Source organism: Brevibacillus sp. AY1, assembly GCF_029870785.1.
GTDB lineage: Bacteria > Bacillota > Bacilli > Brevibacillales > Brevibacillaceae > Brevibacillus > Brevibacillus invocatus.
The window spans coordinates 19,618-38,543 of sequence record NZ_JAFLPN010000005.1 but is presented as its reverse complement, the minus strand read 5'-3'; the positions used below and the strand labels follow the sequence as shown (position 1 = coordinate 38,543).

The following is an 18,926-nucleotide window of genomic DNA, read 5'->3' as shown; positions in this document are numbered from 1 at the left end:
ACGTGTACCTGGAGGTCATTCGATGACAGAGGAGCAAATAATTATGCTGAAGTCGTACGGTTTTCATGTGGAAGAGGGCATTGTAAAGCATAGGAAGACGGGAGTCGAAATACAGCTGGAGAAAGTAGAGCAGTATGCCCACGCAGATGACTTGCGACAATTCATCGTAGAGCTACTCAGAAACCAATGCTTGTGGAAACGATCGGAATCATAAGGAAGGAGATTGAGTATCCTCGATGGTACGAGCAAAAATCAGATGATCCTCCCATTTACCATTGATTTGTAAATAGTGTAGGGAAAGACCTTCACGACGAAATCCGTTTTTCTCCAACACGCGAATGGAAGGCAAATTATGAGGCATGACGCCGGCTTGTACACGATGTAATTCAGCCGTATTGAACGCAAAGTCCAGTACAAGACCCACAGCCATCGAAGTGTATCCCTTGCCATTCTGGACTTGATCGAGAAAGTAGCCAAGTGTTGCGTTTTGCCAAGCACCACGCACCACATTGGACAATGCGATTCTTCCGATCAGTTGGTCTGTATCGTTCAGGAAAATGCCAAAAGCATATCCGGTCCCGGCTGCAAAATCACGTTCTGCTTGCGCTAGCTGCTCGGTTTGACCTGTGAGTGTGAGATGTGCAGCAGGACGAATGGGTTCAAACGGCTGCAAGAAATGATGGTTGCGCGTGCGGAGGGAGTGCAGTTCGTATGCATCGCTTACTTGCATAGGACGAAGATAAATGGCTTCTTGGTTACGTATGAGCATGATTGACTCTCCTTGATTATCAGACGTGGACCGAAAGTGTACCACAGAATTCCTTTTGTTGTTAAGGAGATTATTCATAAAAGTCTCATCTTCATGCTCGAGAAAGCTGTTGCCACCTGAAGTTGAATTTGGTAGAGTTAAATGAAATTCAATAGATAAATCTAAATAGAGGTGCGCTGACGAAGAGTACATCTTTTCATCAACTACCATGGGGGTAGGAAAAGACGGAAAGGCTGAAGCGCCGAAGCTTTTGCTACACCCCGTAGATAGCAAGAGCTGGGATTGACGTGAAGAACCAAAATCCTGTCATTGAAGGCATAGGGCCTTTTTTGGAGTGCTATTTACGATTTGCTGGCGAGAAATCAAAAGCAATGAGATAGCATGTGCACTCATTGCTTTTTTACATGCTTTTTAATCAAAAGGAGGATTTTACCCATGAACATGATGAATGCCCATGAAATTATCGCGTTTATTCAGAAAAGCGAAAAGAAAACCCCTGTGAAGCTCTACATAAAAGGAGAACTGGAAGGCATCGATTTTGGTGTGAACTCCAAAGCGTTCATTACGGGAAATACAGGTGTGGTGTTTGGTGAATGGAAAGATCTCGAGCCTGTATTGACTCAGCACGCCGAAAAAATTGAAGACTACGTGGTGGAAAACGATCGCCGCAACTCCGCTATTCCACTTTTGGACATGAAAGGTATTCAAGCACGTATCGAGCCAGGAGCGATCATTCGTGATCAGGTTACCATCGGTAATAATGCCGTCATTATGATGGGCGCATCCATTAACATTGGAGCCGTTATTGGCGAAGGTACCATGATTGATATGAATGCTGTTGTAGGTGGACGTGGAACGATTGGTAAAAACTGCCACGTCGGTGCGGGCGCTGTCATCGCGGGTGTTGTAGAGCCACCATCTGCTACACCGGTAATCATCGAGGATGACGTTTTGATCGGCGCCAATGCGGTGATCCTGGAAGGCGTTCGCGTTGGTACAGGCTCGGTAGTAGCTGCTGGAGCTATCGTCATTGATGATGTACCACCAAACGTGGTAGTAGCGGGAACTCCTGCACGCGTGATCAAGCAAATCGATGACAAAACACGCTCCAAAACCGAAATCATGCAAGAGCTGCGTCAGCTCTAAGGGAGAGTTGACTCATGGACTGGCGTTCGCTCGATGAACAATACATCATCTCAACCTATAAACGCTTGCCGATCGCAATTGCCAAGGGTGAGGGCAACTACCTGTACGACACCACAGGGAAAAGCTATCTAGACCTGTTTACTGGGCTTGCTGTTAACGTGCTTGGTCATTCTCATCCAAAAATTGTGGAGGCGCTCAAAGAACAGGGCACGCAATTCTTGCACATCTCCAATATCTTCCTCAATCAGCCTGCTATCAAACTGGCAAAACGTTTGGTGGACGCGACAATCCCGGGAAAGGTCTTTTTCAGCAACTCGGGAGCGGAGGCGACAGAGGCAGCCATCAAGCTCATCCATAAATGGTCGAAAACCGATGGAGCAGGAAGAGACGGGATTGTCGTCCTGCGCAACAGCTTTCATGGCCGGACGTTGGGGGCGGTTCGCCTCACGCGACAAGCTCATGTGTATCAGGATTTCCCGCAACCTTCCTTTCCTGTCTATGAGCTGGAGGTTGGGGACATAGACGGCTTGCGAGCGATCTGCAAAAACGAGAAGCCTGCTGCTGTTTTGATGGAGCCGGTACTTGGTTCTGGCGGTGTAATTCCGTTATCTGAGGACTTTCTGCGCGACGTAGCCGCAGTCTGTCAGGAAGAAGGCATGTTGCTTGCGATGGACGAGATCCAGACAGGGATGGGGAGAACTGGAAAGCTGTTTGCTTACCAGCACGCAGGCATTACACCAGACCTGATTTTGTTTGCAAAAGGCGTCGGGGGAGGACTTCCTTTGGGGGGCGTGATCGCTGGTCCGAGACTGATGAACCAGTTCAAACCGGGTGACCACGGTACCACCTTTGCTCCTTCGCCACTATCCGCTGCCCTGGGGAACGCGGTCATGGATGAATGGACAGATCCTGCTTTTGCCTCCCATGTGGAGGAAGTGATTGAATACTTGTGGAGCAGCTTGGCCAGCTTGCAGGAGCGCTTGCCAGAGCAGCTGCAGGCATTGCGTGGCAAAGGGATGATGGTGGGAATTCCGCTGAGTGTGTCTCCGGAGGAAGCCAGTCGCTTGCAACAAAATCTTCTGGAGGACGGAATTTTGGTCGATATTACGCAAAAAACGATTGTCCGCCTTCTGCCTCCATTAACCTTGACCAAAGAGGATGTCGATTTCTTCCTTGGTGTTTTCACGCGACATTTGAACGCGATTTCTGCCAAGGAGGCGTAACGGATGAGTACCTCTGCCTTTGTTCAGATCCGGAGGGATTTGCACCAGATTCCCGAGCCGGGTTTTCAGGAGGTCAAGACACAGCGCTACATTCTTGACTATCTGAATAGCCTTCCACAAGAGCGCATGCAGATCAAGACGTGGCGTACCGGAGTTTTGGTTCGTGTGAGCGGGACGAACCCGCAGCGTACGATTGCCTGGCGCACGGACATGGATGGCCTGCCGATTTACGAGGAGACCTCTTATCCGTTCCGCTCCTTGCATGAGGGGTATATGCACGCATGTGGTCACGATATGCACATGGCCATTGCGCTTGGTCTCTTGACCCATTTTGTTCACCATCCGATCTCTGACGACTTGCTGTTCGTTTTTCAGCCGGCGGAAGAAGGGCCTGGTGGAGCAGAGCCGATGATGCAAAGTGAGGAATTCGCCGCTTGGAGACCTGATTGCATCTTTGCCTTGCATATTGCTCCCGAGTATCCAGTAGGGCATATCGCTACCAAACCGGGTATTCTATTCGCCAACACTTCAGAATTGTTCGTTGATCTGCTTGGCAAGGGCGGCCATGCTGCGTTTCCGCACAAGACCAATGACATGGTGGTCGCTGCGAGCCATCTGGTGACACAATTGCAGTCGGTCGTAGCACGCAATATCGATCCACTCGATTCCGCAGTGATTACGATTGGCAAGATCGTGGGCGGCACCAAACAGAACATCATTGCGGAAAAAGGCAGACTCGAAGGAACGATCCGTACGTTCTCGATGGAATCCATGATTCGTGTCAAAGGCCGGATTGAGGCACTCGTAAAAGGCATCGAGGCAGGATTTGAATGTTCTGCGGAAATTGATTACGGATGCGGCTATTGTCAAGTCTATAATGAAGAAAGCTTGACCGAAGCGTTTATGGAATGGGTACAGGATGCTTGTCCAGACATTACATTGATCCACTGTTCGGAAGCTATGACGGGTGAAGATTTTGGCTATTTCCTGTCAGAGATACCAGGTTTTTTATTCTGGCTGGGGGTCAATACTCCATTTGGGCTGCACCATGCGAAGATCGAGCCGAATGAAGAGGCAATCGATGTGGCGATTCGGACTGTGTCTCGTTATTTTGTGTGGCTCTCTTCACAGCCAATAAAAGCATAATCAGTGAGGGTAAGAGCGTCTCTACAGGGGGATGCTCTTTTTTTGTTCATGATCCTTTGAAATTATTCACAAAACCCTGTGCATAAGTCTTTGTGCCTATTATCCAGAGGGCTGTGGATAGTGTGGATATTGTTGAAAAAATTTATGAAGATGCCACAACTATTTGCGTGTTTGGGCGTCTTATATATTGGGTAACATTTTCGGAATAATACGCGCAGTTGCGCACTCATATTGGAGGATTGTGGAATGAAAAAAGTATGGTTATCTGCCTTGATGGTACTGGCGGTAGCGGGTGTAGGGAGCAGCGCTGCGGTGGGAGAAGGGGAAATGCGTGTATTCCTTGGTGGTGAGCGAGTTGCCAACAATTTGCCGGCTTCCTCAGCTGAACCAGTAGAAGATGTAATCAACCGCATGGGTGGTTTTGTCGACTACGACGATCGTACGGGAAAGATGGAAATTATCAAGCCGAACGTGAATATACTGGTTCTCGAGGGAATTCAGCAGACTCGCAATAAAACGGTGGTTTTCAGCAACCCGATCAAAGGATACAGCGACAAGGATGTTCCGCGCACATTCAACGTATTTGTAGAGGTAGATGAAGCACCAATCGCGAAGGACCTGAGAATACGGGTGGAATTGATCGCACCTGATGGCAAGAAAGTGGATCAGGGAAAAGAGTGGAAGTATTCGACGCAAAACGCAAACAGCTTCTATTTCTCCGAACCGTTCGTCTCGACCAAGCTGGATAAATACGGGACATACAAGGTGCAGGTACACATGAAATACGAAAAATCGAAGGATTACATCATGGTAGGCGAGAATACTTTTACAGTCGGAAGATAAAAGAATAGCTTGGATGCGTTTTCACATGGCTTGTGAACATGGTATAATGACAGACAAATGTATCAATACCTGTAAACAGCAAGTACATGATAGAAAGGAACGATGGGAGCAAATGGAGACAAATCCCGCGCGGTCATCAACAGACGTAGAAGGCCCGAGTATTTGCATTGCTTGGAAGGATGAGCATTCTATCCAGGCAAAGTGGAGCATGACAAAGGAGTTCGAGCAGGACGTGGAGAAAAAATTCGCCATTCCCTTCGCCGAACTACCGTTTGTCCTTCGCCTTTTCGATCTGACGGACCGGCAAGAGATACGTGAGGATGGCAGTGACCTTTACACAGATTTTGATATCAACCACCTCTCTTCAGAGTGGATTCTCTACGGCGTTACGCAAGGCTTGTCCTATTGCGTCGATCTGGGAATCCGGATGGTGGATGGAAGGTTCTACTCGCTGTCGAGATCTCAAATGATTTGATCATCGTGCTCATTCAAGAGAGGCCCACGTCTTGGGGCCTCTTTTCTTTTGCTTTCCTTCTCGGAATTGGTGCGCTATTTTACATTCCGTTGTTGGTCCAGTAGCCTTAGAGCTACTGCAAGTACAGCCCAGACTGGCATGGGTTCATCCAGCTTACTCAGCCATTCGGGTGAGGTGAGCAGCCCTTCCGTCAATGCTCGTTTGCCCAGATCTACTTTCCAAGGCGGGTAAGGAAGTGTATCTGTCGGTGAGAATTGATCATAGCGGGTAAGATTATAGGTGCGAATCAAGCGTATCAGTTTCTCAGCATATTGCGGGTCCGTGGCATACCCTGCTTTTTCCAGCTCCTGTGCAGCCTGTTCAGGGGTAGCAGATGTTAGGACTGACTTGTAGTTTGGCTTTTGTAAAAATTGGGCGTGATCGTCAAAGGACTGTTGATAGTTGTAGTAAGCTCTGAATAGAGAAGGTCGTTCAACTGTAACACCATTTTCCACTTCCTTGCTCCGTACGGTGACGGAACCTGCTTGCCCCGTACCTTTAATGCCAAATAAGTTATAGGAGGAACGCCCCGTTGCGGGATCGACAGGTACTTTTTGGCCCCAGCCTGATTCCAGGATGGCTTGGGCGATCGTGACGGAGGGAAATAGATGGTGTGTCAAAAACGATTGACGTGCAGACCCTGCGATCAGGTCGATGAAAGCTTGTTGCTCCATACGGTCACCTCGTTTCAATATTCACAATTCCTTATATAGTATGAGAACAGAGGTCCGAACGGTATGAGGGAAAGGTGGAAAAAAGAAAACAACCGCAGGATGCGCGGCTGTTTTGGTTGAACCTTTAAGGCTTGCGAGGTTGGAAATACTGTACGCGGTTGTTGAAAAGATGTAGCTCTGCCTTGTAATCACGTGCAAGATAACGGCAGAATTCATTGGCCTTTCCCTTGTCTCCGTTTGTTGAAGATTCAGGTAGCGAGACTTGCACGTAGTGTTTTTCTTTGCCGTCCTCTTCTTTCGAGCCTACGCCAATTACGATCATTTTGTAGACAGTGGGATCTATTCCTTTCAAAAGGAACCAGGAGCCCTTCCCTTCTGGACGTTCCTCCAGCACATAGGGAAATGCAGATTCGGCATATGACCAACCGAGCTGTTCGCCGGTCTTTTTCGTCATTTCGATGTATCGTGTAAACTTGGCTTTAACATCTTCAATGTCTGCATGAGTGGCTGTTGAGCCCTCTACAAAATAAATGTAGGCGGATTGCAGCTTCACGATTGCCATCACTCCTCGTACATGGAAATACTTTGTTTAGTGTAGCATTGCTTCCACTCTTTGGCAATGTATCAAATTGTAGCGAATTTTAATTGCGTGTCTTTTCTGAAAAGTGTAAAATATAACTATTATTTAAATGAGATTCGTAGAATGATAAAGGATCATGGGGGAATAAGCCATGCAGGAGGTCTCTATCAGGAATGTTTTTGAAGCATTAAACACGATGCGCGCCATTGATGTCGTGAACAAAGAAGACTGGGAAAAGGCTGCCAAAGAAGCAGAACTGGACTCGTCTGTTCAATTGAACATCCTTTGGATTATCTACTGCTACGAAGGAGTGCGTGTCACACAGATTGCTGAATGGACCTTTTGGCATCCATCGTCGATCGTAATCCACATCAAGAAATTGATGGATAAAGGGATGGTCACGATTGAAAAGTCAGAATTAGATGGACGTGTCGTTCATGTCTATCCAACCCCCAAAGGGAAAGAAGTCATTGAAGCAAGTCGTCGAAGTGTACCCTCTATTTTCCGTTTGACGTATGCTTTGGAGAAAATGGAGGAACGCTACAGTACAGCAGTAGTAGAATTGTTCTTTGAATGCCTGTCCTTCCTGGCCCAATCCTTGCACGGTTCAGAAAAGGTGCGCTGGATTCAGGAGGGCGAAGACAGAATTCCCAACCAACAGCATCTGATTAGCTGATAATAGGGGGTGGAAAAAATAGGGTAATTGCTTTATACTTAATGTTACACCGAATATTTCATTAATTTTCGATTCGGTGTGAAACTTCAAACGAGGAGGGATTGCTGATGGAGCATTTCGACCACTTGTACGACGAATCTGAGAACGCCAAAGTACGTTTTCTCGGATTTGCCTCAGAAGGAACTCGACATGACTTCGGGATTGTATTTACCCACAAGTTTTTTGGAAAGCCTCTGGTCATCTGTATGCAAACCGGGCAATCGACACTCCTTTGTTCGGAGGATGCGGTGAATCCAGGTTATCTGCAAAAAGTATTTCGCCTAGATTCTGCGAGTGAAGCGGAAGCCCTCGCCCAGTTTTTCCACGAGTGTTTACCTACCATTTCCTTTGAAGAAAATCAGTATTAGGTAGCGAGCAGAAGTTTATACTTCTGCTCGTTTGATTTTATTTAGCTGATGTCATGCAGGATAGGTATCGGAGGATGAATAAACATGTACACACATAAATGGTCTGCAAAAGACCCGAAGGCAGCGATGGTGCTTGTACACGGTACTGGCGAGCACCATGGACGCTATGAGCATGTTGCAAATTACTTCAATGAGCGAGGATGGGACGTATATACTGGCGATTTACCTGGCTGTGGGCGTTCCGGGGGGAAGAGGGGGCATATCGATTCCTTTCACGAATATGTGGACACGGTGCGGCAATGGACGCTCAAAGCCTGTGCGGATGCCGAGGGGAGACCCGTTTTTATTATGGGCCACAGTCTGGGAGGCTTGATCGTGACAAGATTTGTACAAAATGACGAGAAGAGCAAAAAGCTAAGCGGGGTTATCTTGACTTCTCCCTGTTTGCAGTTGCAGTTGGAAGTGCCTGCGTGGAAAGCACATTTAGCGCAAGCTTTGAATCGCTTTTGGCCTACACTGACCATTCCAAATGGCATAACTCCGGATATGGTTTCCAGGGATGCGGATATCCAACTGCGTTATCGTACGGACCCGTTTAATTATCATAAAGTGAGTGTGCGCTGGTTTCAGGAGCTGCATCATGCGATGGATCAAGCATGGGCGAATCGAGACAAGCTGGATGTACCGATGCTCGTTTTGCAAGCGGGCGATGATTTCCTGGTAAATGCAAAAGCGGTTGAAAATTTTGTAGATGGTGTCCGTGGGGAAATCACCTTCCGAAAATATGCAGGGCTTCGTCACGAAATCTTGAATGAACCGGAAAAAGAGCAAATTTTAAACCAGATGGAAGAATGGATGAATCAAGAGATAAAACGAAATGTGACATACTAATTGATAAATAATTGTGTGAAATTACCGTATTGACTCCGAATAGTGTAACATATTAAGATAGAGGTACCATCTTATTTGAGCATGATTTCACTCACATTGCCTGAGGCAAGGTGATGACGGAGGGAACGACACATGGGTACAATTGTATGTCAAACTTGTGGAACGATTATCGAACATTTCGAAAGCAATCAAGTGAAAACGCTTTATGCCGTTTGCAATTGCGACGGATGTCTGAATGAAAAACAAGAAAATCATTAATATACTAGGTACGCAGGACTCATGGAGAGTCCTATTTTTTTTGACAACCTTTTCATGATGGGGGATAATAGTGTGGATATGGAAGAATGAAAATTGTTGGTAAAGGAGGAATCTTTGCATGAAGCGAAAACCCATCCAGAGTATGATGGCCGCTGTTATGCTGGTCACCACTCTGTGGAGCGGGACGCCTGCGTTTGCCAATAGCGTTGGAGCAGAAGTGAAAATCAACTCGGGACAGCCGCAAATCTCCAAGGACGGTTTCGACATTGCCGAAGATTACGCTGTTTGGATTGTAGAGGGTGAAAAGACCATTACCCTATATGATCTTGATGATTCGACCGAGACGAAAATTGGAGATAGCAGATCTGCAAAAACCAATCCGAAAGTGGACGGAAAGTATGTCGTGTGGATCGATTCGCGGCATGGTGGTTCGGATGTCTATCTCTATGACATTTCCAAAAAGAAAGAGAAGCGGATCACCAGTGATTCAACAGTAGGAACAGATATCGAGATCTACGGAAACAACATCGTCTGGACCGACACACGCAACAAAGGAACGGATGTATACCTGTATAATATCTCGACAGATACAGAGGAGCAGGTTTCCACTAGCGGTGCAGCGAGTAAGCCAACCGTAAGCCAATCCTATGTAGCATGGCAGGATAAACGCAATAAAAAAGACGCTGATATTTATTACTACGACATTAAAGCACAGGAAGAAAAAGAAGCGGTTGTCAGCACCGGGGAGCAAACGAACCCAGTCATCGATGGCGATCAAATCGTTTACGAACAATTCGGTGGCGACCAATTGTACATGTATACGATTCGTACCAAAAGGAATAAAAGGCTCACTTCAGACAGCAGTATAAAAAGTGTACCTCATCTCTATGAAGATACATACGTGTACCTGAGCAAAAGCACGCTGATGCTTGGTGATGTTGATGAAGATGATGTGGAGAAAATCTCCTCTCGCGTATACTCCAGATTACAGCCACGCATCTATGAAGACTACATTCTCTTTGCCAAGACTGATGAAGAAGGCAGAGTACGCCTGCATATGTACGACCTGGATGAAGATGAAGAGGTGACACTTGGCGGAGAATCAGGTGATCCTTCAGACCCTGCTGGCTCGGATCGCTATGTTGTGTATGTTTCCTCTGCAAAACGAGCTTCTAACGTCATTTTGTACGATGTGGAGACTGGAGCAAGCCAAGTCATCAGCAAGACCGATTCAGATCCAATTCGTCCTTTGGTAAGCAACCGCTATGCGGTTTGGTATGACAAGTCGGATAAAGCTCTGATGTCATATGATATCCGAAAAGGAAAATTGTCCAAAGTCACGGATAAATCAGTAAAACCGCTCAGAGATTATTATGAGCTGGATGGCAACAATTTGATCTGGATCAATGAAGATCGCAGAAACCAACTCGTCTTAACAAACCTGTCTACCGGAAAAAATGTAGATGTCGCTCGTTTGAGCAAAGACCCGTTAAGCATTGACATCTACGGTGAATACATCACTTGGGTTCTGGAGGACAGCCGAAACAAAGCAACCATTTACCTGTACGACATCGACAGAGATCGCGACTCGAAAATTCGCTCAGGAGTACAAGTGGAGAAAGCTTCCATTGGCGACAATTTTGTCGTATGGAGCGAATATGCAGAAGGTACTGATCCTTCTTGGGATATGTACTATTACGACCTCGATCGTGGTAGAACCAACCTTTTGCTGAGATGGAATTCTCGTGATCAGTTGGATCCTCAAGCGTCGCGAAACATGGTTCTCTTTACGGACAACCGCTTGTCGCCTAAACCTAGAGATTTTTACTTTGAGTTGTTTGATGTTGAAGAAGACTCTTTCAGCAAGTACTACTGGAAAGACGAAGCGAAGATGGAATCGCCTCGCATAGGCGGAAACCGTGTCGTGTGGATCGATGAGCGGGATGGAGATCCGTTTGTGTACACGATGGCATTTGCAAAAGCACGTGAAGACGAAGATGACGACGATGATACAGATAACGGCGGGATCGATTATGGGGATTACACCGATTATCCGTTTGCCAAAGCATTGGAAGATGATCTGTTCCTCGACCTTCTAGACAACCATGATTTCGATGACATTGCTTTTGTTGCCTTTGCTCGGACAAATAAAGAAATCGTTCTATATTTGAATGATGCATTGGATAATAGTGATCGTTTGCTGGATTTACTCGATGATGCCGGTATGGATGATTTGAGTATCCGCGTTTACAAGTAAAGCGACTAAAAAGAAGCAGGCTGATGGTATGTGGAATACCAATCAGCCTGCTTTATCTTCATTCTTCGTAGCTCAACCCGAAATAGCCGTTTGTCGCTTCACGACCTTGATGGTCTTCAAGGACTCGTCTTCTGGTCCTTGCACCGGCAGACCGACGCGGATATTTTCCTGGATGTACGCAATGTTTTCCTGCGTGATCACTTCACCCGGCAAAAAGATCGGAATCCCAGGTGGGTATACCATAATAAATTCGGTGATAACCCGGCCAGCTGCTTCTGTCAGGGGGATTGTCTCCGTTGGCGCGTAGAAGGCATCTCGTGGTGTTGACGAAAGTACTGGAATTTCAGGCAGCGAAATGGTCGGCTTGTCTTCTGCCTGGACATGAGCAAATTCAACAGCCAATTCACGCAAGGCATTCACGAGAATTTGGATCGTATCCTCGGTATCTCCAGCGGTGACAAAACATAGGATGTTATACAAATCGCTCATTTCCACTTCGATGCTGTACTTGTCGCGCAGCCAGTTTTCGACTTCCCATCCGGTAATGCCCAGATCGCGAACATGGATCAACAGCTTCGTGGTGTCCATTGCAAAAGTGGCTGGCTTACCAAGAATTTCACGGCCAACGCAGTGGATACGAGGAATTTCGTTGATCATGTTTCTGGCCTTTTCAGCCAATTGCATCGCGCGTTCATTCAATAGGTGACCGTTCAGGCTCAGGTGCTGGCGAGCCATATCCAGAGATGCCAAGAGAATATAGGATGTAGAAGTGGTCGTAAGCATGCTCATCACAGTTTTGACCCGGTCCACGTCAACCAAGCCTTCCCGCACATTCAGGATGGAGGTTTGGGTCAGAGAGCCGCCGAGCTTGTGCATACTGGTCGCGGCCATATCGGCACCTGCTTGCATGGCAGAGATAGGAAGATCCTCATGGAATTGAATATGCACACCATGAGCTTCATCGACCAAGACAGGAATTTCATAATTATGCGCAGTCCGAACGATTTCTCGCAGGTTGCCTGCAATCCCGAAGTAAGTCGGATTAATAACCAAAAGGGCTGCTGCATCGGGATGGGTTTCCAGAGCCTTTTGTACGGACTTGACGGTGATTCCATGAGAAATCCCGAGTTTTTCGTCCATGACGGGATGGATAAAAATCGGATAGGCGCCTGCAAAAATAATCGCCGACATGATAGATTTATGCACGTTTCGTGGGACGATGATTTTGTCGCCAGGGTTGCAGGTAGCCATGATCATGGCCATGATGGCACCGCTTGTCCCCTGAACGGAAAAAAATGTATGGTCAGCGCCGAACGCCTCGGCGGCTAATTCCTGAGCTTCTTTGATCATGGCCTTCGGATGATGCAGGTCATCGAGTGGCGCGATATTGATCAGGTCAATCGAGAGAGCATTCTCGCCGATGAATTCGCGAAATGTAGGATTCATGCCCATGCCTTTTTTATGGCCCGGAATGTGGAATTGAATCGGGTTCCGGTTGGCGTGCTCCAACAACCCGCTGAACAAAGGTGTTTTCATTTGTCTCACTACGATCGCCTCGCTTTACGAATAAAGAATAAAAGGGGAAAAAACAAACAAATTGAGTATAGCAAAATAGGGGGGGAAAGCAAGCGAATTTTTATTCATCATTATAGGCATAGAAGGAGTTCGGAATAGGTGCCGCGAATTTTTTGAAGTAACGAGGTGATAGGCATGAAAACAAGGGTAAGTGAACTGCTTCAAATCCAGTATCCAGTGGTCCAGGGAGGCTTGGCCTACCTGGCTTACGCAGATCTAGCTGCTGCCGTCTCCAACGCTGGCGGTCTAGGTCAAATTACAGCAATGTCCCTAACGTCCGAAGAAGCGCTGCGAGAAGAAATTCGAAAAGTACGTTTATTGACTGATAAGCCATTTGGTGTAAACTTTGCCATCGGACAATACAATCGCACCTATGAGGGTATGGTAGATGTCGCCTTGGAAGAAGGTGTATCTGTCATCTCCGTTACAGGCGGAAATCCGGAGCCCTTGATTCGCAGGCTGGATGGTCACGATGTCAAGAAGCTGGTACTGGTCGCCTCCGTCCGACAGGCACAGAAAGCGGAAGCGATTGGGGCAGATGCCGTCATGGCAGTTGGTCAGGAGGGTGGCGGCCATCTCGGACGGGATGATATTGGCACCTTCGTGCTCGTGCCTAGAGTCGTGGATTCTGTAAAGATCCCTGTCCTTGCAAGCGGAGGGATCGGTGATGGTCGCGGCATTCTTGCCGCATTGGCACTCGGGGCAGAAGGTGTGGAAATGGGGACCCGTTTTATTGCTACCCAGGAGTGCGTTCATGCGCATGCTGCCTATAAAGAAGCCATTCTGCAAGCAACCGAGCAGGATACCGCTGTCATCAAGCGAACCATGGGGGCTCCTGCACGCGTGGTTCGTACGAAAGGCTCGGATCGCATCTTGCAAATGGAGCAAGAGGGAGCAGGCTATGAGCAGTTAAAATCGTATATCAGCGGCGAAAATAATTGCATCTTCATTTATGAAGGAAACGCGGAGCAAGGCTTCGGATGGGCTGGTCAAGTCATCGGTCTGATTGATGACGTACCGTCCGTACAGGAGCTTTTCACGCGTATGTTTCAGGGTGTAGAGGCTACATTGGACCGACTTCAGGGATACTCGAACAAGTAGCTTCGTTCATTAGTGTTCCCCTCGTGACGGTGTTATGCCAAAAACAAAAGAACAGGCAAACGCTTTTCGAAAGAAAGCGGACCTGTTCTTTTGCATATATCTTATCAACATGGGAGAAGGCGGATTAAGAATGGCTTTGGCCCATGCGATACAATTTGCTTAAAATGGCAAACGTCTCGTCCAGACGAGTTAGCAACGCATCTTTGTCCGCGAGTATCGGGTCATGACGATCAATCTGAATACCGCAGAGAATCTCAGCTTTTTTAACTTGAGCCAGCCTGTCCACCAGCTTTAGCACACCTTCTTTGCCCAATTCAGACTGGGGCGTGCTGTCGGGAAGGGTGTGATCAGGAGACCAGTGAAAATTCGCAGGAACAAGGGAGAGAATTTCATCCAAGTTGGCACGCATTGCCTTGCTGATCTGATCCTTAACTGGAGATTCGTATATGACAGCATACCAGACGAACAGATGGGTTCCCCACAATCCGACCTGAAAATGCGGATGTTTTTTGTATCCACGTTTGTCAGCCGCCCAGGCTACCCATGTATCGCTTGGGGGGTTAACCGTTCGACGTGCATGCTTGGCCACGTGAAAAAACATTTCATTGCCAGTAGCAATGGATAAGGAAGGAGAAAAGTGATGACCGAGTGCCTCCAGTTTGGGGCGGACAACGGTCTTGATGGCCTCCATGCGTGGGTCTAGGCCGTCAATGGCAAAAACGTCAAAATCTTCTTGCGTAAAACCTTTGAATGTTGACATGTTCAGACACCTCATTTCGGACAATCATCGTACGCCGTAAGAAATCCTCCGGCATTGCCTGCTTAAGCATTAGTGGCAGCACAAGAGATGGGGAGCTTTTCAACCAGTATCGACGGATACTGAAAAGAAAAGGGCGCACGTCCCTGTCAAGGGAGCTTGGAATCCTCCATATGATATCATACCAAGCAGGAAAAAAATACACGCCAGGAAATGAATAGCAAAACCGAAGTCTGAATAATATGATATACCACTCGCTCCCTTAACAGGCGCCTTTTTTATCAGAGTATTCTGCAATTGGGAGGGGCCTGAATGCATCTGGATCATGATCTGGAGTATTTGAATCTGGCTGTTTGGTTTAATCGAAAAACACTGCACGCGATGTTGCAGGCCCTGGTGGAAGTTGGGGTGAATGTCACGTGGAAAGAATCTCCCGAGAAGTTTCACCTCCTCGTGAAAACCACTGATGGTCAAACCGAATGGATCATGCAAAAGCTAAATGGCTCATACAGACTCCATTTGGCTGGTGTCCCGGTGCAGGATTCTCGGGTAGCCGTGATTCTGTACCGATTCGTGGAGCAAGCGAAAGGGCATGCGGTCGTCAAGGTAAGTGTGGACGACGAGAGTGTATTGATGAAGTACATTCGGTACGGTGAAGCCGTCAGAATAGTGGAAATTAAAGGAGCTGAGAAAAAAGTGATCTACGAAAAATCTTGCAACGTTACGATGGACCAGGTGATAGCCGCGTTGAAGAGACGTGATTCAGAAGAACGGATCCCCGTGTTGCGTTTGGAGCTGGACTATGAATTGGCCACGTTGTTCGATGCTCTGACACAAGAAGACAAAACGCAAGTGAAGCGCTCTACAGAAAGATTGAAGCAACTTCGCCGAGAGATGCTGTTGCTCGAAGTATAGCACGACTGGAGGATGTCAAAAGGACGATGAGCTCGACACAAACGTATAAGGAATAAAAAAAGCGACATCTCGTGATGAGTGTCGCTTTTTTTGGTGAGAGGAAACGGAACCATTTACCCGTATGTCTCCCTCCAAACTTACACAAAATACAGCATGAATATTTGAACCGTCGGCTCGGTGGAGGTACAATGGAGAAGTCTTTTGGAACCCCAGCAATAGAAAGGAAGAAAACGTTTCATGGAAAACCTCCTATCACAAGTCCCCAGTATGCCGATCTTGCTCTTGGCCGTCTTGGTGCTTCTCGTCATTCTCATTTTTATCATGATTATGCAGTCTGTCCGTATTAGCCGACTGCGTAAATCCATGAATCGGCTTCTTACGGGAACAAGTGGAACGAACTTGGAGGAAGGTATGCATCGACTGCTCGATCAGGTGGGTGAAGTGAAAAAATTGCAAAGTGACCAGCAATTTACAATCAACCGTCTTGCACAACGAATGGCTGGCCAGTGTAGCAATGTTGCTGTCATTCGCTACAATGCGTTTGGCGAACGCGGCAGCGACCTGAGCTTTTCGGTGGCGTTGGTCGATGACGCACAAAATGGCGTCGTCATTACGAGCATTTTTGGACGTGAAGAATCGCGTGTGTATGCAAAGCCCGTACAAGCGGGAGATTCTGAATACGCCTTATCCGAAGAGGAGCTGGCTGCCATCCGTAAAGCGATGAATCCGCAAATCGGCGCTTGAACCTGAGCAATTCCGTTGAAACGATTAGAATAGCAGAGAATGAGGGAGATGATCATCCCTCCCAAGGGTTAAATCCGGATAATCGGCTTTTTTGCGAAAATTCATCCATTAAATGCTCAAGACTTTTTATAAGCCTTGATGTATAATTAATTTGTCAAGGATGGCTGTTTCGTAAATACAAAAAGTAGGTGATCCGCCTTCAATACCCAAATCGATTCTCGATTCCCGGGGCAAGGCCAGGTTCTACAACGTTCCTTCGTTGACACTTAGCGTGTCTCCTCATGACTTGGAAGCTGTAACGGTCACATTTGGCCCATGCAAACCAAAAGAATTGAGGAGATAGTATGGCACAGCGTTTAGCAACCAATTACGCCAAGGCCTATTTTACGATGAATGAAGAAGAGCTGGCACAATTTGTCTCTCTCTTCACCAATGAACACATTTCAGTCGATGTCAAAGTATGCGACAACGGTGATCGCGACGTTATTCTGAATGACAAGAGCGGAGAAATTCAGCTGAATTTCCTGCGTGCAGGCAATCGATATTCATGCGACAGCTCGTATCTCATCCGGGATCGACAGCTTGCTGAAGCGATGCGCAAAGCCATGAAAACGTTTCGAGGCCAAGGAATCGTACACCGGATTTACGACGGCTTCACGATGGTATACCACTACGATCAAGGATCGGTAGTCAGTATCCATGAAGTGACCGGTGACGAAGAATTGTCCATCTTTGAAAATACTGCCTCTTACGTTTCGCGCGAGCTGGATCAGCTGTTCCAGCAGACAGGCGGCGAAGAGGAGATTGAGTCGATTCGTCAGGAGACCGACCGATGGCTGGATCTGCGAAATTGGGCAAAGAGAACTGCCCCGGAAAAGCTAAGTGCGATTGATGAACGACTAACCGCATTGTCTCAACGATTATTTGAATTAGAAGTGTAAGGATAAAAAATGGGACTGCTCCTTGTAGCGCCCATTTTTTTGTGCTCATTTGCTTGGCAAATCGCGTAATCGCCTAGCGTGATGCAGTCAGAACGGCCTTTTGCCACACTTGATCCGTTCAAGCTCTAGGCACATTTTTAACGTTTGTCTGATTTCCAGTTTTCACCGCAAAAAAGGGTATTGTCAAAGTAGGCATAAGCATGGTATGTTTGTTTTCGTTGGAAACAGGATTAGGAACCAGGATTCACTTTAAAGGGTGGATAACAAGAAGAAACCGCCCCCGTTAGTGAATGACGCAGGTCCTAGCGATGTTTAACATTACACTTGCTAGGAAGGGGGAACCGAAAGATGGAATACTCGACTTTCGGAAGACACGTTGCTGTTGACACATGGGGAGTTCAGTTTGACTTGTTGAACGACGCAGAATTTTTGAAAAAGGAAATGATTGAGGCTGCTGAGGCGTGTGGTGCTACTGTACTGAGTGTACAAGCGAAGCAGTTTTCTCCTCAAGGTGCTACCGTTCTGGTTCTTCTCTCGGAAAGCCACCTGTCCATTCATACCTATCCAGAGCGCGGCTTTGCTGCTTTGGATTGTTACACTTGTGGTGACACAGTGGATCCACAGGTTGCCATTGACTATCTCGTATCCGTGCTGAAGCCGGAAAAAACCTACGCGAAGAAACTGGTTCGTGGAACTGGTGAATTGCAAGTAGTTGAGCCTGAGATTAAAGTCGTTGAAATGGCAAGCAAGTAACTCATGAGTAAGTATTCAAGAGGTGCGGAACTTTGTCCGCACCTCTTTTCCGTGAAAAATGTGCGTAAAACGTACTTCCTGGATTGATTAGCGGTGATTGGTTCGAAGACCTGCCCCGAGGTCGTTTAACATCACAGAAAAGTCGGTGGCCACAGAGCCTTGACTGACATTGGGAGCCACAGGAGTGTTGTTCACACGATTGATGGACTCATGATAAATGGCAGCATTCATGGCACGCAGTTTGGCAAAATGGTCGGGGTTCGAGGTAACGTGGATTTTGAGACTGGGTGTAGTCGCACGACAAATGGAATGAACCTGCTGCTCGATGACCTTTACCTGTTGTCCTACATGATGATCTCGCGTCATAATCCCGACTATTGCCTCAGGACCGTTTACGACCACGCTGGTACGGATCACGCCAGGAATGTCGTTCGCCGCTCTCGAGAGCAATTCTGCCTGGTTTTGGTTGAAGCCATTGGATGTAAAGCCTTTGCGATAGTTGTTTTCGTTGGTGTCTTTTTGATAAGCCCTAAAGTCGTGAACAATACTGTTATAACGGCTGGGTACATGGCGAAGGTAATTTTGGGACTGTACACTGTTATCAGTTCCCTGTCCGGTGTTTCCGGTATTTCCGGCGTTTCCGCAACCTACCAAGGATGATGACAACAGAAAAATGGTCAGGGTCATGGACCAGAGTTTCGTCATTGGGGGCCACCTCCATCCTTAGTATGGCAAGGATGTGAGGATTTACTCAGA

Annotated in this window: 22 protein-coding genes and 1 riboswitch; of the genes, 16 read left to right on the top strand and 6 right to left on the bottom strand. The window is 47.2% G+C overall.

Annotated elements, in window-relative coordinates; translation table 11 throughout:
• Window positions 1–22 precede the first annotated feature (22 nt).
• On the top strand, window positions 23–214 hold the full coding sequence (locus tag JZI27_RS06975; RefSeq protein ID WP_122907746.1) for a hypothetical protein: 192 nt from the start codon (window positions 23–25) through the stop codon (window positions 212–214).
• Here the strand turns inward: JZI27_RS06975 and JZI27_RS06970 are convergent.
• Window positions 209–769, bottom strand: coding sequence for a GNAT family N-acetyltransferase (locus JZI27_RS06970; protein ID WP_280207127.1), 561 nt, complete (start codon window positions 767–769; stop codon window positions 209–211). The two genes, JZI27_RS06975 and JZI27_RS06970, sit on opposite strands and share 6 nt — an antisense overlap.
• Window positions 770–927: 158 nt before the next feature.
• Window positions 928–1,117: riboswitch (Lysine riboswitch) on the top strand.
• 87 nt (window positions 1,118–1,204) lie between these two features.
• Here JZI27_RS06970 and dapD point away from each other — a divergent pair.
• The 5 genes from dapD (at window position 1,205) to JZI27_RS06945 (ending at window position 5,602) form a co-directional block, all read left to right on the top strand.
• A complete protein-coding gene (gene dapD, locus JZI27_RS06965; RefSeq protein ID WP_280207126.1) occupies window positions 1,205–1,915 on the top strand; it encodes a 2,3,4,5-tetrahydropyridine-2,6-dicarboxylate N-acetyltransferase in 711 nt (236 codons plus the stop codon).
• A 14-nt stretch (window positions 1,916–1,929) separates the two neighbouring features.
• On the top strand, window positions 1,930–3,138 hold the full coding sequence (locus tag JZI27_RS06960) for an aspartate aminotransferase family protein (RefSeq protein ID WP_280207125.1): 1,209 nt from the start codon (window positions 1,930–1,932) through the stop codon (window positions 3,136–3,138).
• A gap of 3 nt (window positions 3,139–3,141) precedes the next feature.
• Complete coding sequence (locus tag JZI27_RS06955) at window positions 3,142–4,284, top strand: N-acetyldiaminopimelate deacetylase (RefSeq protein WP_280207124.1); 1,143 nt, start codon at window positions 3,142–3,144, stop codon at window positions 4,282–4,284.
• A 246-nt stretch (window positions 4,285–4,530) separates the two neighbouring features.
• Window positions 4,531–5,127 (top strand): hypothetical protein, encoded by a 597-nt coding sequence (locus JZI27_RS06950; protein ID WP_251243134.1) that lies wholly within the window; start codon window positions 4,531–4,533, stop codon window positions 5,125–5,127.
• 112 nt (window positions 5,128–5,239) lie between these two features.
• On the top strand, window positions 5,240–5,602 hold the full coding sequence (locus JZI27_RS06945; RefSeq protein ID WP_122907876.1) for a DUF4912 domain-containing protein: 363 nt from the start codon (window positions 5,240–5,242) through the stop codon (window positions 5,600–5,602).
• A gap of 74 nt (window positions 5,603–5,676) precedes the next feature.
• On the opposite strand, the gene JZI27_RS06940 is transcribed toward JZI27_RS06945, so the two are convergent.
• The gene (locus JZI27_RS06940; RefSeq protein ID WP_280207123.1) at window positions 5,677–6,315 is read right to left on the bottom strand and encodes a glycoside hydrolase family 73 protein; all 639 of its coding nucleotides are present in this window, start codon (window positions 6,313–6,315) and stop codon (window positions 5,677–5,679) included.
• A gap of 124 nt (window positions 6,316–6,439) precedes the next feature.
• Window positions 6,440–6,868 carry a DUF1885 family protein gene (locus tag JZI27_RS06935; RefSeq protein ID WP_122907735.1) on the bottom strand — a complete coding sequence of 143 codons (429 nt, stop codon included), beginning with the start codon at window positions 6,866–6,868 and terminating at the stop codon, window positions 6,440–6,442.
• A 178-nt stretch (window positions 6,869–7,046) separates the two neighbouring features.
• Here JZI27_RS06935 and JZI27_RS06930 point away from each other — a divergent pair, with 178 nt between their 5' ends.
• The 5 genes from JZI27_RS06930 (at window position 7,047) to JZI27_RS06910 (ending at window position 11,384) form a co-directional block, all read left to right on the top strand.
• Window positions 7,047–7,571 carry a MarR family winged helix-turn-helix transcriptional regulator gene (locus tag JZI27_RS06930; protein ID WP_251243135.1) on the top strand — a complete coding sequence of 175 codons (525 nt, stop codon included), beginning with the start codon at window positions 7,047–7,049 and terminating at the stop codon, window positions 7,569–7,571.
• Between the two features lie 107 nt (window positions 7,572–7,678).
• The gene (locus tag JZI27_RS06925) at window positions 7,679–7,978 is read left to right on the top strand and encodes a DUF3055 domain-containing protein (protein ID WP_122907731.1); all 300 of its coding nucleotides are present in this window, start codon (window positions 7,679–7,681) and stop codon (window positions 7,976–7,978) included.
• Between the two features lie 84 nt (window positions 7,979–8,062).
• Window positions 8,063–8,869 (top strand): alpha/beta hydrolase, encoded by an 807-nt coding sequence (locus JZI27_RS06920; protein WP_122907730.1) that lies wholly within the window; start codon window positions 8,063–8,065, stop codon window positions 8,867–8,869.
• Between the two features lie 132 nt (window positions 8,870–9,001).
• Complete coding sequence (locus tag JZI27_RS06915; protein ID WP_122907728.1) at window positions 9,002–9,127, top strand: GapA-binding peptide SR1P; 126 nt, start codon at window positions 9,002–9,004, stop codon at window positions 9,125–9,127.
• 118 nt (window positions 9,128–9,245) lie between these two features.
• Window positions 9,246–11,384, top strand: a complete 2,139-nt coding sequence (locus tag JZI27_RS06910; protein WP_280207122.1) for a hypothetical protein — start codon at window positions 9,246–9,248, stop codon at window positions 11,382–11,384.
• Between the two features lie 72 nt (window positions 11,385–11,456).
• Here the strand turns inward: JZI27_RS06910 and JZI27_RS06905 are convergent, their stop codons facing one another.
• Window positions 11,457–12,929 (bottom strand): aminotransferase class I/II-fold pyridoxal phosphate-dependent enzyme, encoded by a 1,473-nt coding sequence (locus JZI27_RS06905; protein ID WP_251243137.1) that lies wholly within the window; start codon window positions 12,927–12,929, stop codon window positions 11,457–11,459.
• Window positions 12,930–13,094: 165 nt separating this feature from the next.
• Between JZI27_RS06905 and JZI27_RS06900 the strand changes: the two genes are divergently transcribed.
• Window positions 13,095–14,060: an NAD(P)H-dependent flavin oxidoreductase gene (locus tag JZI27_RS06900; RefSeq protein WP_280207121.1), complete on the top strand. Its 966-nt coding sequence runs from the start codon at window positions 13,095–13,097 to the stop codon at window positions 14,058–14,060.
• A 124-nt stretch (window positions 14,061–14,184) separates the two neighbouring features.
• Here JZI27_RS06900 and JZI27_RS06895 read toward each other — a convergent pair whose 3' ends face one another.
• Window positions 14,185–14,820, bottom strand: a complete 636-nt coding sequence (locus JZI27_RS06895; protein ID WP_122907722.1) for a YktB family protein — start codon at window positions 14,818–14,820, stop codon at window positions 14,185–14,187.
• 309 nt (window positions 14,821–15,129) lie between these two features.
• Between JZI27_RS06895 and JZI27_RS06890 the strand changes: the two genes are divergently transcribed.
• The 4 genes from JZI27_RS06890 (at window position 15,130) to speD (ending at window position 18,170) form a co-directional block, all read left to right on the top strand.
• Entirely contained in the window at window positions 15,130–15,732 is a 603-nt protein-coding gene (locus tag JZI27_RS06890; protein WP_122907721.1) for a hypothetical protein, read from the top strand.
• A gap of 237 nt (window positions 15,733–15,969) precedes the next feature.
• Window positions 15,970–16,476: a DUF4446 family protein gene (locus JZI27_RS06885; protein WP_122907720.1), complete on the top strand. Its 507-nt coding sequence runs from the start codon at window positions 15,970–15,972 to the stop codon at window positions 16,474–16,476.
• 344 nt (window positions 16,477–16,820) lie between these two features.
• Window positions 16,821–17,417: a hypothetical protein gene (locus JZI27_RS06880; RefSeq protein ID WP_280207120.1), complete on the top strand. Its 597-nt coding sequence runs from the start codon at window positions 16,821–16,823 to the stop codon at window positions 17,415–17,417.
• A 348-nt stretch (window positions 17,418–17,765) separates the two neighbouring features.
• A complete protein-coding gene (speD, locus tag JZI27_RS06875; RefSeq protein ID WP_251243141.1) occupies window positions 17,766–18,170 on the top strand; it encodes an adenosylmethionine decarboxylase in 405 nt (134 codons plus the stop codon).
• An 87-nt stretch (window positions 18,171–18,257) separates the two neighbouring features.
• Here speD and JZI27_RS06870 read toward each other — a convergent pair whose 3' ends face one another.
• Window positions 18,258–18,875 carry a YhcN/YlaJ family sporulation lipoprotein gene (locus JZI27_RS06870; protein WP_280207119.1) on the bottom strand — a complete coding sequence of 206 codons (618 nt, stop codon included), beginning with the start codon at window positions 18,873–18,875 and terminating at the stop codon, window positions 18,258–18,260.
• Window positions 18,876–18,926: the final 51 nt, after the last annotated feature.